The sequence below is a fragment of the Maribacter confluentis genome, assembly GCF_030505015.1.
GTDB classification, from domain to species: domain Bacteria; phylum Bacteroidota; class Bacteroidia; order Flavobacteriales; family Flavobacteriaceae; genus Maribacter; species Maribacter sedimenticola.
The window spans coordinates 1721467-1739557 of sequence record NZ_JAUKUC010000001.1 but is presented as its reverse complement, the minus strand read 5'-3'; the positions used below and the strand labels follow the sequence as shown (position 1 = coordinate 1739557).

Here is an 18091-nt window from a genome sequence, read left to right as displayed (position 1 = left end):
AAGGTTACTAATTATTAATTGGTTTGCATTAAAACTTGTAATTAAGACCTAGGCTAATGCCCATGCCGGTTGAGTATGAACTTACAGTTTGTTCCTGCTCTATTTCTGTAACAGGATTGCGAACGAGTTGAGTTTGTTTTATTTCTGGATTCAATAAATTATTTCCTAAAAGGCTTACTTTAAGATGCTCGCCAAATTCTTTGCTGATTTGTGCATTTAGTACTACAAATCCCTTTTCTACAATAGCGTCATCATAAAATATGTCTCTATTGGTTTGATCCGTTGGTACGCCTAAAGAATAAATTTTATCTGATGCATAATTGGCGTTCAAGGATATGGCAAAAGGATTGTCACCTGCCGTATCATAATTTAGGCTGGTGTTAAAAATCCAATCAGAGGCGCCTTGTAAATCGGTCTCTGTAATTCCTTTGTATTGGAAGCTTCTTAGTAGACCGCCTTGCTCATTATATATTTCCTTTAGATCTTGTTGGTGCCACATACGGGTTACGTTAAGAACCATGTTCAGATTATAACCAGATGCATCGCCATCATCGTTAAAGGTCGGTTTTACAAGGTCTAATTTGGTCTCTGCTTCCAGACCGAATATCTCTGCTTTTTCACCAGAATTGAAATATGAGAAAATACCGGCGGAACCTCTTTCCCTAACCCTGTTGATAGGATCCGAGATATCTTTATAGAAAGCGGCTACTGAAATTAATTCTCCCGCAGATGGGAAATATTCCCATTTTAAATCTAGGTTGATATCCTTGGAAGCGATCAAATCTGGATTACCGCGTGTAATCTGCCCTGTTGGGGAAACATAACTGAAAGGTGCGATCTCCTTGAATTCCGGAAGGGTAATAGTACGGCTAACCGCCAAACGCAATGCATGAAGGTCATTGATCGTATATTTTACATTTAAGCTAGGGTAAAAATTGCTGTAATCTTGATTACTTTCACCTGTTCTTGGAGATAGGTTGCCTATGTCATAGGTTACATCTATTTCATCTCTCTGGTATCTTAATCCTGCATCAAAATTCCATTGGTCCAGACCTACGTTAAAGGAGAAGAACGCCGCTTTTGAATCTAGGGTTCCCAAATAAATATCCTTTCTTTCACCATTTGCATTGGAACCTAAAAGATTAATTTCCAAAAGTCCGGCATCAAAATATGATTGGCGAAAAATTGCACCTAAATTGTCAATAGAGGTAGGGTTGACCGCATTGGTATTTATTTCTTCTAAACCAACAAACTCAGAGCTGAAATCACGCTCCTTGTTCCTGTAGGAAACTCCAAAGTTGAGTTTAAAGTTTCTATTTTCCTCATCAATAACCTTAAGTTCATCCTTTAAATAGGCACTGAATTCGTTGTCCTTTATTTTCTGGTTTGATTTTCGTTGTTGAAAACCGCCATTTCTACCAAGTTGCACCAATGTGCCATCTGGGTCAAAATTGACTTCGTTCCTAATTCTGTTTGGTTCATCCGCATTTAGAAGGTTATATCCACCTGCCCATTGCAAAGTATTTTTTTCACCAATTTGGTGTCTACCTATTAACTGGGTAATCAACAATCTTGTCTGCTTTGTATTTTGGTCCCTGATAAATTGGAACAAACCTTCACTTGGACTGGTTTCCTCAAAAATAGTAGCTTCCCCGTTGCGCCCGCCTTCAAAAACATTTTCGTCTAGCTTGTTTACAAAAAATGTACTAGATTTTATCTTGTTCTTGGCATTGGCCAAGTACGTTATGTCCAATAGGCCACTATTAACAATTTTCTTTTGATACGTAGTTGCATCGGTAATGGTATCATCTATAAAGTTGGAACGAAATTGTCTAAATAAACCTTCCCTATGTTCAAAAGATCGTGAATGGGAAGCGGTAAAGAAAACAGAAAGTTGTTCCGCTATTTTTTTACCTGCGGTTATGGACATGGAATAATCCATTGGGTTTTCCTGCTGCAAAGTATTCCAGCCTTGATTTGTGATTAACTGTTGGGTGGTAAGGCTTTGGTCATAAAATCCAAATGTGGTATTTTTTGAATTTTGCGAGATTTTGAAATTATCGAATACACCGCTTTTGGCCACATTTGAATTTACACCGCCGGATACTCCTACGGCCAATTCGCTTGACCCGGCCAATTCCCTAGAGGTAATATTGATGTTACCTGAAGCTTGGTCTGCGGACCCGTCTACCCCGTATGTTTTACTGATGCTCACATTCTGGAGCACACGCGTAGGAAATAAGGATAGGTTTATGTTCTTTTTGTCGATGTCGTCAGATGGTACGGGCAAACCATTTAAGGTAGAGGACAGATATCTGTCGCCCAATCCTCTTACGAAAACATCCCCGGTAGCTTCACTACTGGTAACTCCAGAGATTTTAGTAGTTGCCGTTGCGGCATCGGAAACTCCAATTTTCGCAAGTTCTACGGCGCCAATACTTTCCTTTATCTCAACGGCTCTCTTCTGATCCAATAACAAAGCGGTTTCAGAGTCCTTTCTTGCCACGGTCGTAACGGTTACTTCGTCAAGGGAAACTCCTTGAGATGCACTTAGGGGTACATCTATAGTGGTAACTTTACCCGCAATTACCTCAACATTGGGTATTTCTACCGTTTCATATCCTAAATAGCTATAGGAAATTGTGTATATACCAGGCTCTACACCGGATATTTCATATAATCCATCAAAATCAGAGGTTGTACCTTTTGTAGTACCTTTGATCAAAACATTGGCAAATGCCAAGGGTTCGTCATTAACTTCTTTGTCCGTTAATGTACCAACAATGCTTCCGGTATCCTGTGCAGTCACATTTACCAGCGCAAATAGGAATGTAAAAATTAATAATTTGTTCATCAGTTATTTCTATTCTTTAATCAGCGGCAAAGGACGTCAGTAGTTGTAAAGGTCGGGTTACCCCCATGTTAAACCTTTATTTTTTTAGTGTTACCTAAATGTTACTACATTAAATCAATGTTAAGAGACGTTTCTGTAATAGTATTATCTTTACTTTTGAGCGAATCAATCCAATTAGAAAACCATGAAAAAGAAGGATATTAGGATACTTTTAGTTGATGATGAGCCAGATATTCTTGAAATCGTAGCTTATAATCTTTCTGCAGAGGGGTATGATGTATATACCGCCAAAAACGGGGCGGACGGAGTATCCAAGGCAAAGAAAAAATTGCCACACTTGATTATTTTAGATGTAATGATGCCAGAGATGGATGGTATTGAAGCTTGTGAAATTTTAAGAAAGACACCTGGTATGGAAAATACCATCATAACCTTTTTGACCGCAAGGGGAGAGGATTATTCCCAAGTGGCCGGTTTTGATGCTGGTGCAGATGATTATATTACCAAGCCCATAAAACCAAAAGTATTGGTAAGTAAGGTCAATGCACTTTTAAGACGTCTTAAGAACGAGGAAAACGCCCAAGAGGATATTGTTAAGGTAGGTGATATCGTTATCAATAGGGAAGAGTATAAAATCATTAAAAAAGGAGTTGAGATTATTCTGCCCAGAAAGGAATTTGAACTCCTTGCATTGTTGACCTCCAAGCCCAGTAAAGTATTTAAAAGAGATGTAATTCTGGACAAGGTTTGGGGTAATGAGGTGGTCGTAGGAGGCCGTACCATAGACGTCCATATTAGAAAACTTAGGGAAAAAATTGGTGAGGACCATTTTAAGACGGTAAAAGGGGTAGGATATAAGTTTGTACTATAAATGGCAGCGCCGGTACGTTCCAAAAAATCATATCGATTTGCATTTCGCTCATCTGTTTATATCGCTTTGATCAGTACAATGGTCATGGCCTTTTTGCTGTGGTCGTTCAATGAGTTGAACTGGGTAGTGGTTATAGTTACCGCGCTTACACTTTTTGTGACCTCCTTCGTGACCCTACAGATAAGAATAGATAAGTTTATTTACAAAAAGATCAAAAAGATCTATGATGATGTGGAGTTGTTGGAGTCTTCCACTTTGCCCTCATATCCGGTAACCACGGATATGCGCACATTGACCGCGGAAATTGAAAAATTTGCCAAGGACAAGAAAATAGAAATCGATACTTTAAAAATACGGGAAGAGTACCGTAAGGATTTTTTGGGCAACGTATCCCATGAGCTCAAGACACCGCTTTTTACCGTACAAGGATATTTGGAAACGTTATTGGATGGTGCGATCGATGATAAAAACGTCAGGAAAAAATATATTTATAGGGCGAATAAGGCGGTTGATAGATTGATCTATATTGTTAAAGACCTGGACCTTATTACCAAATTGGAAGTTGGGGACCTTAGGTTGGAAAAACAATCGTTCAATATCATAGAGTTGATACAGAGCGTTTTTGACCTGTTGGAAATGAAGGCCGATAAGAAAAATATAACCCTCACCTTTGATATTCCTTACCCGGAGCCCATTATGGTTTATGCTGATAAAGAAAAAATACAGCAGGTATTGACCAATCTTTTGGTCAATTCCATTAAATACGGAAATGAAAAAGGTACCACGGAAATTAGTGTTGAAAATTTAGTGAAGAATAAAGTAATTGTAAGGGTCACGGACAATGGTGAGGGAATACCGGCAGTACATATTCCAAGGCTTTTTGAACGTTTTTATAGGGTAGACCAAAGTGGTAGTAGGCGTGAGGGTGGTTCTGGTTTGGGCCTTGCCATTGTAAAACATGTCATTGAGGCACACGGGGAGAAAATTTTCGTGGAAAGTGCAGTTGAGGTAGGTTCTGAGTTTTCCTTTACCCTAGAGAAAAGTTCTTCCCAAATAGAGGATAAGCAGTAAGCGCTAAGCTTCTGTTTTTTCTTAGCTTTGCCCTTGTATTGATAAGAAAATTGTGGGGAGCAAAAATAAATTAAAGAGATTTCAGGAAAACGAAACGTTTTCAAACGTTATTCAGCCAACTAGGGAAGAGGTTGTGGGCGGATTTTCGCTTAAAGGAAAATGGCAGGCACACTTTAAAAATGATAATCCTATAGTTTTGGAACTTGGCTGTGGAAAAGGGGAATATACCATTGGTCTGGCGAAGAAATTTCCGGATAGGAATTTTATAGGTATTGATATTAAGGGCGCCCGTTTTTGGAAAGGTGCCAAGACGGCCATTGAGCAAAACTTGTCCAATGTTGCTTTTGTACGTACCCAAATAGAATTGATTGACCATATTTTTGGGGCACAGGAAGTTACCGAGATATGGATTACTTTTCCCGATCCACAGATTAAATATAAGCGCACCAAACACCGTATGACCAATAAGGCGTTTTTGGAACGGTATCGGCAGATTTTAAAGTCCAACGGTACTGTAAATCTTAAGACCGATAGTGAATTTATGCACGGTTATACCTTAGGACTGCTACATGGACTAGGATTGGAAGTCCTCTATGCCAACCATGATGTGTATAAGAATGAAGGAAGCCCCAAAGAGGTTTTGGAAATACAGACTTTCTATGAAAATCAGTATCTTGAAAAGGGAAAACCTATTACCTTTATTAGGTTCAAGGTAAACTGATCAAATGCAACAATTGCCAACCTTATTTGTATTTACCTTCGCAGCCGCTTTTTTAGCATCGTTGCCACCGGGGCTGCTTAATTTAAATGCAGCCAAGACCAGTGTAGAAAAAGGAAAGGCAAACGGATTGATTTTTGCTTTGGGCGTGGCCATTGCGGTGATGCTGCAAACCTATATTGCGGTGCGTATAGCAAAATTGATTTCCCGAAACCAACATGTGGTGGAATTATTGTTGCAAACAGCGCTTTTGGTATTTTTTATATTGGCCATTTTCTTTTTTATAAAAGGAAGAAAACAAGTAAATAGGCCATTTATCATTACCGATGCCAAAAAGCGCAACAGTTTCTCCAAGGGAATTTTTCTGGCCCTTATCAATCTTTTGGCAATTCCTTATTATAGTGGGTTGAATACCGTTTTTCATTCCCAAGGTTTTATGACCTATATGATTATGGACGAGGTCTTGTTCATTCTTGCCGCGGGTAGCGGAACGTTTTGGGCCATGTACTTGTACGTCATCTACTTTAAAAAGTGGGAGCATAAAACAACCGCCTTTACCAAGAACAGTAATTACATTTTAAGTGGATTAATGGTACTATTGTTCATTACTACTTGCTTAAGATTGTTTAATTAAACCTTTGTCATTCTATGAAACCTGAAAATGAAAATTTTTTTGAAAGGGTGTACCAAGTGGTTAGGTTAATACCAGAGGGTCGCGTGACCTCCTATGGTGCCATTGCCAAATATTTAGGTGCAGCCCGCAGTGCAAGAATGGTAGGTTGGGCAATGAACGCATCTCACAATATGGATGATATACCAGCGCATAGGGTCGTCAATAAGGCTGGGATATTAACCGGAAAACACCATTTTGACGGCACCAACCTAATGCAACAATTGTTAGAGGCAGAAGGTGTTCAAATTAAAAATCTGCAAATAGTGGATTTGGATAAACATTTCTGGGATCCGTTTACTGAGCTTAAAGCAGAATTGTAATCTATTGAAAGGTTAGCGTAAACGTCGTTGTTTCATTTGATGTTACACGTATTGATCCCCCATGTAAACGCATAATCTGTTTGCTTAAACTAAGCCCTATTCCGGTACCAGTACTTTTTGTCGTAAAAAAGGGAACAAAAACTTCATCTAACATTTCAGGAGAAATACCGGGGCCATTATCCGTGACGGTAATATATTTCTTGCCTTGTGGAGATTCACCTGCCGTGATCACTATTTTTCCTTCTTCTTGACCTTCTAACGCTTGTTGTGCATTTTTTCCCAGATTTAGCAGTATTTGGGTAAGTTGTTTTTCATCAATATACAGTTCTAGATCTTCAGGTTCTGCGGTTACCTCAAGAGTGATGTCGTGTGCATTGGTATATTCTTGTAGTAGGAGGCGTACTTTTTCCAAAATTTTGGTCGCTGGTATTAGTTCCCTGTCAGGTTCAGGTACACTTAAAAATGTACGGTAAGACTGTACAAAACTCATAAGGTCATTACCCTGCTCTTTAATGACCTCAAGACCTTTAGCGGAATTCTTTATTTGTAGTTCTCCAAATTCTTCTGGGGTAGTCAGTTCATTTCCTTTCTTAAAGTATTTTAAAATAGATTCAGAAATAGAGGTTATTGGTGTAATGGTATTCATGATTTCATGCGTAAGTACACGTATAAGTTTTGCCCAGGAATCGGTTTCTCTGTCATCCAATTCTTTTTGTATATCATGAACTACGACTAATAGGAGTTGCTGTCCTTCAATGGAAATTGGGGTGCATTTTAAAGTTAGCTCTTTTTTTCCTCGTTCATTGCCAAGTGAGTGTATAGTACTTTCAAACGGTTGTAGATTTTCAAACAAGCCATAAAGACTAGGGTCTATTTGCTTTAATTGCTTTACATGGTTTAAAGGTCTGTAATTGAGCAAATCTTGTACGGTAGGGTTGGCATAGAGAATGTGCCCTTTATCATTGACGGTAAAAATACCTATATCCGCTTGTCGTAAAATCTCTTGGTAGTATTGTTCTTGCGCCTGTTTTTTAAGGTGAATATCTTGAATCATATTGTTTAACATATTCAAACTATGGTTCAATTCTTCAATAGACTTTACGCTTAGTTTTTCGGGAAATCGTAGGGTGAAATCCTCATTTTTTATAGCATCAAAAAAATAGGCTATTTTTCTATTCGTCTGGTTTACGTAATGTATAAGAGCGTACACCAATCCTATAAATACAACGGTTAAAATAACACCGAGTAAATACTGTTCTTTAGAAAAAAGAAAAGCGGTACAAAGTGCACAAATAGCAATGAGAACAATGCGAAATACAAGTTGGTAGTATATGCTTTTGCTGACCATTATTTCCCTGATTTTTTAAGTTTATTGTAAAGTGTTTGTCTGGAAATACCCAATTGGTCCGCTGCGGCACTGTAATTACCGTCATTGTCGTTAAGGGCTTTGGTTATCATCAACAATTCCATTTCTTCAAGGGTTTTTGGTCCGGCTTCCATAGCAACGGTTGGTTTCGCGTCCAATAAAAAATCAGTCGGTTGTAGTACATTGCCTTCAGATAAGATTACGGCACGTTCCATGGTATGTAAAAGCTCCCGTACATTGCCTGGCCAGGGGTAGGCCATTAGTTTTTCTTGTGCCGTTTGGTTTATTTTTAAACTAGGCTTCCCGTATTTGTTAGCAAATTTTTTCAAAAAGAAATCAGACAATACCAAAACATCATTATCTCTATCTCTTAATGCAGGCACCTGTACTTGAATGGTATTTATTCTATATAACAGATCTTCTCTAAAAAGTCCGTCTGCCACCATTTGTTCTAAATTACAATTGGTTGCGCATACCAATCTTATATCTACAGGTATGGGTTTGTTTGATCCTACCCGTACCACCACTCTGTTTTGTATGACCGATAATAATTTGGCTTGCATCTGCAAAGAAAGATTTCCTATTTCATCTAGGAACAAAGTACCTCCATTGGCAGCTTCAAACTTACCGGCACGGTCATCTTTGGCATCTGTAAAGGAGCCTTTTACGTGGCCAAAAAGTTCGCTCTCAAATAAATTTTCGGAAATAGACCCCATATCCACCGAAATAAAAACCTCATTATTTCGGGCAGATGATTTATGAAGTTCTCTGGCGATAAGTTCCTTTCCAGTACCGTTCTCCCCGGTTACTAAAATATTTACATCGGTTTTGGCAACTTTCTGCACAAGGCTCAGTACACTATTAAGTGCTTTTGAATTACCAATAATGTAATTGGAATTCTGATTGATAACCTGTTTTAGGTTACTCTCTTTCTGTTTTAAGTGTTGTACTTCTTTCTGTGATTTTCTAAGCTCGTAGGCAGATTTTACCGTAGTTAAAAGTCGTTCGTTATTCCAAGGTTTCAATACAAAATCTGTTGCCCCTTCTTTAATGGCTTCTACTGCAAGCTCAACGGCACCATAGGCCGTCATCATAATAACCGATATGTGCGGAGCCTTTTTCTTGATTTCTCGCAGCCAATACAATCCTTCGTTACCGGTATTCACTCCGGCAGAAAAATTCATATCCAATAATATGATATCTATTTCCTTAAGGTTAGGAAAAGATGAAAGTAAATTTGGGTTAGAAATGGTTTGTACACTTTTATATTCAAACTGTAGCAAAATCTCAAGAGCGCTGAGCACGCTTTTGGTATCATCTATTACAAGAATCTTTGCATCGATCATGGTTACATTCTTTTTAACTCATTTAAATCTACACATAGAAGTTTGTATTTTCATATCACTGTAAAAAATTTTGACAATATCTGTACAACATTTTTACACTGATAAATTAATATTAAATTTAATTATGATGTAAATAACTGAAAATGAATAATTTAAAATTATGGCACGCATATAGTATAGAGAATGGCATACCAATAGAAAAATGATCAAAAAATTTAAAATAACGACACTTTTGCTGCTGACCATTTGGGCATCTGTATTTGCTCAAGAAAGCTGGACATTAGATGAATGTGTTTCATATGCCTTAGCGCATAATTTACAGTTGAATGATTTTAAGTATACCAATCAATCTAATAAAGAAACCTATAGACAATCGGTTCGTAACTTGTTGCCTTCGGTAAATGCATCATCTAGTTATCTTGTTAATTATGGTAGGGCAGAAGATCCCAATACGGGAACATTTGTAAATCAGGATTTCTACTCTAATAATTATTCGTTGGAGTCCTCCATTGATTTGTTTCAGGGATTTCAAAAAATAAATGCCATTAAAGCATCTAAATTATTGTTCAAGGCAACCAAAGAAGATGTGCTGCAACAAAAATATTTACTGGCATTTAGGGTAATGCAAGCCTTTTATGATATTCAGTTTTTTGAAGGATTGGTAGAAATCTCAAAAGAACAATTAACGGTATCGCAAACCAATTACAGTTTGGTTGAAAAGCAGGTAGAATTAGGCTTAAAAGCCGGTGCTGATCTTTATGAGGCAGAGTCGTTACTATTGACCGATAAATTGAACGTTACACAAAGTGCCAATCAATTAGCGACGGCAAAATTCACCTTGATTCAAGAAATGAACTTGGAGAACACTTCTGAAATTGAAATAACAAAAGAATTGCCGCAAGTAGTTGCAGATGCAGCGGTTAACGAAATAACATCTGATTCTGTTTACAACGAAGCTCGCGAGTTTTTACCATTGATAAAAGCACAGGAATTAAGAGCCAAGGCAGCAAAAAAGCAAGTTGCGGTCTCCAGGGGAAGATTGTACCCGTCACTTTCTTTCTTTGCAGGTATTGGTACTGGGTATTTTGAAACTACAAGAGATACATTGGGGAATACCTTGCCTTTTAGGCAGCAGTTTAGGGATAATACTTCTCAGTACTGGGGAATAAATTTAAGTGTACCTATTAGTAACGGTTGGTCTGCACGATCACAGGTAAAGCAATCTAAAATAGAAAAGCTTCGTGCAGAGAATAATTTAAAGACACAAGAGCAAGAGCTGTTTCAAACCATTCAGCAACTAGTGCAAGATTATAATTCATTATTGGTAGAATTGGTGCAGAGCAACCAAAAAATGGAGGCGCAGAATTTAGCCTTTACCATTGCTCAAAAAAGATATGAAAAAGGACTGATAAATGCTTTAGAGCTTTTTACTGCCAAAAATTTATATGCTAGTGCACAAAATGAGAATTTACAGGTAAAATTACGTTCAGAGATCAATAAAAGCACATTGGACTTTTACCGAGGACTACCAGTATTTAATATTGAAGCCAACTAAATTTTTATTTGGAACCAGCAACCAAAAACGAACAAAGAACAACGAACAAACGATTACCATGGATATAAAATTAGAAAAGAAAAAAGGATTAAAACCAAAACACTACGGTTACATTGCTCTGGGTGTATTGCTACTATTTGTAGGTTACCAACTGTTATTTGCCAGTTCGGTATCCACATTTAGAACCGAGAAAGATAAACTTTCGGTTGCTGAGGTGTCTGCAGGAAAATTCGATGATTATATTACCATTAATGGTAACGTTGCGCCTATTGCAACTATTTATATGGATGCCTATGAAGGTGGTCGTGTAAGCGAAAAGTTAATAGAAGAAGGTGCTATGGTGAAAAAAGGCGATATCATCTTAAAGCTGGAAAACATGAATCTGTACGAACAGATTTTGGCGAGTGAAAGTAACCTGGCATTAAAGCAAAACGATTTAAGATCCACAAAATTGAATTTCGATTCTAGACAGGTAGAAGGTAGAAAGTCATTGGCAACGGCAAGTACAGATCTGCAGCGGTTAAAGAGAAATTATGAGCAGAACAAAGCGTTGTTCGATGAGGAATTAATATCTAGGGAAGCCTATCAACTATCAAAAGAAAACTATGAACTTTCTCAAAAGCAGCATGAAATTGTAAAACTACAGACAGAGCAGGATGATGAGTTACGCGAAACTTCACTAAGAGGCCTGGATACAGATTTGGCACGTATGCAAAAAACATTGGGTATGGTGTACCAAAGGCTGGACCATTTAAATGTTCGCGCTCCTGCAGATGGTCAATTAGGATTTTTAGATGCTGAAATTGGTCAGAGTATTGCCCAAGGGCAGCGTATAGGGCAAATTAACGTATTAACAGATTATAAAATAGAGGCAGATATAGACGAGCATTATATTGATCGTGTAAAAAGAGACCTTACTGCGGTTTTAGAGCGTAATGGCGCAGAATTTCCATTGCGTTTACGTAAAGTATATCCAGAAGTTAGAAATGGTAGGTTCAAGGTAGATTTAGTATTTACCGATAATAAGCCAGAGACCATACGTTCAGGACAGAGCTACAATATTAAATTACAATTGGGAGAATCTAATGATGCGCTTTTATTACCAAAAGGAAGCTTTTTTCAGAGTACTGGCGGTCAATGGATATTTGTACTAAACCCAGATGGCGGAGAAGCCATAAAAAGAAATATAAGAATAGGAAAACAGAATTCTAGATACTATGAAGTATTGGAAGGCTTGGAACCAGGGGAAAAAGTAATAACTAGTAACTACGATAACTTCGGGGAAGCGGAAAGAATTGTACTAAAATAGCTTCGGCTAAGTTTAAATTGAGCGTAGTCGAAATTCTCAGCTACCTTAAGTGTTTGGTTTCGAACCCTGAGCGTAGTCGAAGGGTAGAAAGTAGGAAAGAATTATCTTAAAATAAAACTGTCACATCAGAGAATTTTCGATGTCATTATAACAATCAAAAAGAAAGAAACATGATAACCATTACAAACCTAAAAAAGAGTTTTAGAACAGAAGAAGTAGAAACCTTGGCGTTAAATAGTGTCAACCTAAAAGTAGAAGATGGTGAGTTTGTTGCCATTATGGGACCATCTGGCTGTGGTAAATCTACATTATTGAATATTATTGGTATGTTGGACAACCCAACGGAGGGTAGCTACAATTTTGCAGGTAATGAAGTGGGAGGCTTAAAGGAGAGCGAGCGTACCCAACTGCGTAAAGGTAATTTAGGTTTTGTATTTCAGAGCTTTAATTTAATAGATGAGCTTACCGTTTTTGAAAACGTAGAGCTACCATTGATCTATTTAAAAATGGGAAAGGCAGAACGTAAGGAGAAAGTAATGAAAGTGCTGGAACGTATGAAAATAGCACATAGGGAAAAACATTTTCCCCAGCAATTATCAGGTGGTCAGCAGCAACGTGTGGCAATATCAAGAGCGGTGGTTACCAATCCGAAATTAATACTTGCCGATGAGCCAACGGGGAACTTGGATTCTAAAAACGGAATTGAGGTAATGAACTTGTTGACAGAATTAAACCAAGAAGGAACCACAATAGTAATGGTAACACACTCGGACAGAGACTCACATTACGCGCATAGAGTTGTAAATCTATTCGACGGTCAAATCGTAACTGAAAGTCAGAATAGGGCTATAGGCGCCATGATGTAAGGGAGTTTATTCATCAATCAATTATTAATTCTGTTCACTGAGCGGAGCCGAAGTGAAGATTACTAATCGACCAACAAACCAAACCAACCAAACTTATCCCTTAATCATGGATAATAATTAAATCATCGATCAATAAAAACGAGAGCCATGTTCAGAAACCATCTTAAAATAGCTTGGAGAAGTATTAAGAAGGATACGCTATTTGCCACCATTAAAATTGGTGGCTTTGCTGTTGGTATAGCGGCTTGTCTTTTAATAGCCTTATTCATTCACAATGAAGTGGGTTATGATCAGCACTATACCAAAAAAGATCAGTTATATAGGGTAGTGTTAGAAGGCATGTACAAAGGTGAAGTCATGAAAAGCACTCACTTTCAATTACCCTTTGCGGAAGCCTTGCAAAATGATTTTCCAGAAATTATAAAGGCAGGGAAAATAAATACAATTGAAATTTTTGGGGCAGGTAAACGCGGTATTCGCTTAGCTGGGGCAGCTCAAAATAACTTGGAAACCGGCTTTGTGCTTGCGGATCAAGAAGCATTTGAACTTTTAGAGGTGAAGTTGCAACAAGGAAATCCTAAAACCGCATTGACAAATCCAAAAAGTATTGTCATATCGGAATCCAAAGCGGCAAAGTATTTTAATAGTGATAAAATTTTGGGCGAAACCATCATTTTAGATAATGATGCGAGTACTCCGTATACGGTAACCGGGGTCATGAAAGATGCTCCAAAAAGCTCACATCTAGCCTATGACTTTCTTTTACCTATAGAAGATACCAATGCAAACTGGACCAACCAGAATTACTTTACCTATGTGTTGGTAGATGACCATACGAACGTGCGGGAATTGGAACAAAAAATGGTTTCTATTGTTGAAGACTATATTATACCTGCACAGCGCGAACGAGGGCGTGCTCCAGACTTTATTGAGGTGCTTAGAACCATGAAGTACAAACTTCAGCCCATAACCGATATTCATCTGTATTCGGATATTAAAATGTCAGACGGACTTAAACACGGCGATATCCGTTTTGTTTGGCTTTTTGCCGCTGTAGCCGGTTTTGTGCTATTATTGGCGGTAATCAACTTTATTAATCTTTCTACCGCAAAATCTGCCAATAGGGCTAAAGAAGTTGGCTTAAGAAAAACCATTGGTGCTTTTAAAAGCAATTTGATAACGCAATTTTTGACCGAATCTATCGTGTTTAGTTTTGTGTCTTTTCTATTAGGCGTGCTATTGGCTTGGGCATTACTGCCAACATTTAACAACATGGCATCTAAAACTATAGAAATGCCGTGGTCTGCTTGGTGGTTTGTTCCGGTAATAATAGTTGCTGCTCTTTTGGTAGGTGCTTTGGCGGGCTTATATCCGGCATTTTATTTATCGGCATTTAAACCGGTAAATGTTTTAAAGGGAAGTCTTAGTATTGGCAGTAAAAGTGGCAAATTAAGGAGCGGACTCGTTATTTTTCAATTTACCACATCGGTAGTGCTGATCATTGCCACCTTGATTATTTACAAACAGATGGACTTTATTCTTCAAAAAGAATTGGGGTATGATAAGGAACAGGTTGTTGTTCTAGAAGGTACCGGAATCTTGGGGGAAAGTGCTGAAAATTTTAAAGAACAATTACTGCAGTTACCACAAGTGAAATCGGCTACCATTTCTAATTATTTGCCGGTAGATGGTGGTAGTAGAAACGGTAATACATTTAGAAGGGAAGATGAAGGAAATGAAGGTAGAGGTATACCGGCCCAAATCTGGAGAGTAGATTATGATTACATTAAAACGCTGGGTATTACGGTTAAAACAGGAAGAAATTTTTCTAAGCAATTTGCATCTGATGGTTTGAACTCAATTATTATAAACGCCAATATGCAACGTGAATTGGGCTTGGAAAATGCTATTGGTAAAGAAATAAACAATAACGGTCAACAGTTTAAGGTCATAGGTGTAATAGATGATTTTCATTTTAAGTCATTAAAAGAAGATATTTCTTCGCTATCGCTCGTAATCGGTAAGGATTTAGGGTCTATATCGCTAAAGTTGGAAAAAGGAAATGTGAATGAAGCCTTGGCTTCAATTACTTCGGTTTGGGATAAAAATGTGCCCAGTCAGTCCATTAATTATAGTTTTTTAGATCAAGAGTTCAGCCATATGCATGATGATGTGGAACGCATGGGTAAAATATTCAACAGCTTTGCCCTGTTCGCCATTTTAGTTGCTTGTTTAGGTTTGTTTGCACTGTCTGCCTTTATGGTAGAACAACGTAAAAAAGAGATCAGCATCCGTTTGGTTTTAGGGGCTCCGTTTAAAAGCATCTATAAATTGCTTACCGTAGATTTTATGAAACTGATTATAATTTCTATCGCCATTGCCATACCTGTAGGGTGGTATTTAATGAGCCGTTGGTTAGAGGATTTTGCCTACCACATCACTATTGGTTGGGGCATATTCTTTATCGCAGGATTCATTGCACTGACCATAGCTATTTTGACCATAAGCTATCAATCTATAGGTGCTGCGCTGATACAGCCTTTAAAGAGCTTGCGTAAAGAATAATTCACCATCAAAAAACAAAAATCATGTTCAAGATCTATTTAAAAATCGCCTTTAGAAATGCATTTAGATATAAGGGCAATAGTATCATTAATATAGCTGGACTTGCAATTGGTTTAACCTGTGTTATTTTGATAGCCCTTTTTATAAACGATGAATTAAGCTATGATCGTTTTTTTAATGATGCGGACCAAGTGTATAGGGTCAATTTAAATGGTAAAATGGGCGATGATGAGTTCTATGCGGGTTATACACCTCCGCCAGCAGGTGAGACTTTGGTTGCCAATTTTCCTGAAATTGAAAGTTATACTCGTATATACAGACCCGGGGTTGATGTTCTTGAATATTCCAATGGTTCTGAAAAACAAATTTTCAACGAAGAAAACGTATTTGCGGTTGATGCTAATTTTTTAGAGGTTTTAAGCTATCCTATGTTAAAAGGTGATTCCATAAAAAGTTTGCAAGAAGGGAACAGTGTAGTTATAACCAATAGTATTGCAGAGAAGTATTTTGGAGATGCAGATCCGCTTGGTAAAATTCTTTTTTATGGAAAGGAAAGAATACCGTTGAAGGTTACGGGTGTTTTAGAAGATATGGACAATCTACAAACCTCTGTAGAATTTGATATACTAGTTCCTGTTTCAAATTTTTCAAATGTAAAACGATTTAATTGGAGTTGGGTATGGTTACAAATGGCTACTTATGTGAAATTGACTGAAAAAGCAGCGGCAAACCCAGAAGTGATTAATCATTTAGAATCACAGTTTCCAGAATTGATTAGGTTACATGCAGCAAATGCTTTTGACAGGATAGGGCAGCCTTATGAAGAGTTTTTGGAAAATGGGAACAAATGGGATTTACACTTGCAGGCACTAACCGATATTCATCTACATTCTAATGATATTGAATCTGCAATTACTGAACAGAACAGTGTTAAGAATTTATACATTTTTGCAATAATTGCTTTTTTTATTATAATACTGGCCTCGGTTAATTTTGTCAATTTAGCTACAGCACAGGCCTCTAAGAGAAGTAAGGAAATTGGTATTAGAAAAGTGCTGGGTTCTCCCAGAATTCAACTTATAAAACAGTTTTTGGCGGAAGCCATTTTTTATACCGTAGTATCCACGTTTTTAGCTGTAGTGTTGGTATGGGTGTTTTTGCCGTTATTTAATCAGTTAGCTGGTAAAACCATTAATTTCAATTCTATATATGATAATGGTATTTGGTTATTTATTATTTGCCTTAGTTTATTTACCGCTCTTCTGGCGGGCATTTATCCAGCGTTTTATCTAACTTCTTTTAAAGCGGCAAATGTTTTAAAAGGGGTTTCTAAAGTAGCTAACAGTAAAGACGGTTTTATTAGAAACGGATTAGTGATTTTTCAATTTACCGTTGCCATAATCATGATTATAGCAACTAGTGTTGTGTATCTGCAATTGAACTATACACAAAACCGTGATTTAGGTTATGATAAAGAAAACTTGCTTGTAATTCGTAATGCAGAAAAATTGGACGGTAGCGAAAAAACCTTTAGATCGGAACTAGAGGCGCTATCAGAAGTAAAAAATGCCGCTGTTTCTTCAGGTATGCTTACCAGAGGTAGTTTTGGTGATTTTTATTTTCCAGAAGCATCTAATTCTGACGAAAAGGTCGCTAAGGATATTATGTTACAATCTTACATGGTTGATGAACATTTTATGAAGACCCTAGATTTAAAGTTAATCAAAGGTAGAGCGTTTGATAATAACTTCAATGATTCGTTGTCAGTTGTGATCAATGAAGCAGCAGCAAAGCAAATAGGATGGGAAAACCCTATTGGAAGAATGATTCAGTATCCTGGCGGTAAAATGGAATCATACAAAGTGGTGGGAGTTTTAAAGGATTTTAATTTAGAATCGTTGCATAGTCATATTACACCATTCGCATTGTTTTCGAATACCTCAGAGAGTTATGAAACTGGCGTTTCCTACATCACTTTAAAGGTGAGTTCGGAAAATATTGGAAAATTGATGTCTTCTATAGAAAAGAAATGGAATGACTATCAACCAAATGTGCCTTTTGAATATTCTTTTTTGGATGATGATTTAAATACCGCATATATATCAGACCAAAGACAGGCAAATTTGTTTGGGGTGTTTTCTTTCTTGACCATATTTATTGCCTGTATGGGGTTGTTGGGGTTAATAGCGTTCATAGCCCAACAGAAAACAAAAGAAATTGGGATAAGGAAAGTTTTGGGTGCAAGCATTAGTGAAATTGTACAGATGCTTGCTCGCGATTTTGTGATGGTAATTGTAATAGCCATGTTGATAGCGACACCGGTTGCATGGTATTTTATGAATAAATGGCTGCAAGATTTCGCCTATAAAATAGAAATACCTTGGTGGGTGTTTATAGTATCCGGCGGAATGGCCCTGGTCATTGCCCTTTTTACTATGGGATTTCAAGCAGTGAAGGCAGCGGTTGCAAACCCCGCTCAGAGTTTGCGAACAGAGTAAAATACATCCCATATGTTCTCTTGAAAGAAAAGTGGGTACACTATAGAATTCATCAAATCTACTCCCCTAGGTAAAGAGT

General features: G+C 37.6%; 13 protein-coding genes. 10 read left to right on the top strand and 3 right to left on the bottom strand.

Annotated elements, in window-relative coordinates:
* Window positions 1-28: 28 nt before the first annotated feature.
* Entirely contained in the window at window positions 29-2854 is a 2826-nt protein-coding gene (locus Q2T41_RS07610) for a TonB-dependent receptor (RefSeq protein WP_304435592.1), read from the bottom strand.
* Between the two features lie 184 nt (window positions 2855-3038).
* Between Q2T41_RS07610 and Q2T41_RS07605 the strand changes: the two genes are divergently transcribed.
* From Q2T41_RS07605 to Q2T41_RS07585, 5 genes are read left to right on the top strand one after another with little or no spacing between them, the layout of a single operon-like run.
* Complete coding sequence (locus Q2T41_RS07605; protein WP_089260845.1) at window positions 3039-3725, top strand: response regulator transcription factor; 687 nt, start codon at window positions 3039-3041, stop codon at window positions 3723-3725.
* Window positions 3726-4796, top strand: coding sequence for a sensor histidine kinase (locus Q2T41_RS07600; protein ID WP_245838911.1), 1071 nt, complete (start codon window positions 3726-3728; stop codon window positions 4794-4796). It begins immediately after the preceding gene.
* A 52-nt stretch (window positions 4797-4848) separates the two neighbouring features.
* Window positions 4849-5517, top strand: coding sequence for a tRNA (guanosine(46)-N7)-methyltransferase TrmB (gene trmB, locus Q2T41_RS07595; protein WP_304435591.1), 669 nt, complete (start codon window positions 4849-4851; stop codon window positions 5515-5517).
* A 4-nt stretch (window positions 5518-5521) separates the two neighbouring features.
* On the top strand, window positions 5522-6148 hold the full coding sequence (locus tag Q2T41_RS07590) for a LysE family transporter (RefSeq protein ID WP_304435590.1): 627 nt from the start codon (window positions 5522-5524) through the stop codon (window positions 6146-6148).
* 14 nt (window positions 6149-6162) lie between these two features.
* Entirely contained in the window at window positions 6163-6507 is a 345-nt protein-coding gene (locus Q2T41_RS07585) for an MGMT family protein (RefSeq protein ID WP_304435589.1), read from the top strand.
* Window position 6508: 1 nt separating this feature from the next.
* On the opposite strand, the gene Q2T41_RS07580 is transcribed toward Q2T41_RS07585, so the two are convergent.
* Both Q2T41_RS07580 and Q2T41_RS07575 read right to left on the bottom strand, forming a co-directional pair.
* Window positions 6509-7855 (bottom strand): sensor histidine kinase, encoded by a 1347-nt coding sequence (locus tag Q2T41_RS07580; protein ID WP_304435588.1) that lies wholly within the window; start codon window positions 7853-7855, stop codon window positions 6509-6511.
* Window positions 7855-9219, bottom strand: a complete 1365-nt coding sequence (locus Q2T41_RS07575; RefSeq protein ID WP_304435587.1) for a sigma-54-dependent transcriptional regulator — start codon at window positions 9217-9219, stop codon at window positions 7855-7857. Before Q2T41_RS07575 ends, Q2T41_RS07580 begins: the two co-directional genes overlap by 1 nt.
* Before the next feature lie 202 nt (window positions 9220-9421).
* On the opposite strand from Q2T41_RS07575, the gene Q2T41_RS07570 reads away from it, so the two are divergent.
* From Q2T41_RS07570 to Q2T41_RS07550, 5 genes are all read left to right on the top strand, one after another.
* Window positions 9422-10774, top strand: coding sequence for a TolC family protein (locus Q2T41_RS07570; RefSeq protein WP_304435586.1), 1353 nt, complete (start codon window positions 9422-9424; stop codon window positions 10772-10774).
* Window positions 10761-12083 (top strand): efflux RND transporter periplasmic adaptor subunit, encoded by a 1323-nt coding sequence (locus tag Q2T41_RS07565; protein ID WP_367186837.1) that lies wholly within the window; start codon window positions 10761-10763, stop codon window positions 12081-12083. The genes Q2T41_RS07570 and Q2T41_RS07565 overlap by 14 nt, the downstream gene beginning before the upstream one ends.
* 170 nt (window positions 12084-12253) lie before the next feature.
* Window positions 12254-12949: an ABC transporter ATP-binding protein gene (locus Q2T41_RS07560; RefSeq protein ID WP_058104953.1), complete on the top strand. Its 696-nt coding sequence runs from the start codon at window positions 12254-12256 to the stop codon at window positions 12947-12949.
* A 147-nt stretch (window positions 12950-13096) separates the two neighbouring features.
* The gene (locus tag Q2T41_RS07555) at window positions 13097-15514 is read left to right on the top strand and encodes an ABC transporter permease (protein WP_304435585.1); all 2418 of its coding nucleotides are present in this window, start codon (window positions 13097-13099) and stop codon (window positions 15512-15514) included.
* A 23-nt stretch (window positions 15515-15537) separates the two neighbouring features.
* Window positions 15538-18012: an ABC transporter permease gene (locus tag Q2T41_RS07550; protein ID WP_304435584.1), complete on the top strand. Its 2475-nt coding sequence runs from the start codon at window positions 15538-15540 to the stop codon at window positions 18010-18012.
* Window positions 18013-18091 lie beyond the last annotated feature (79 nt).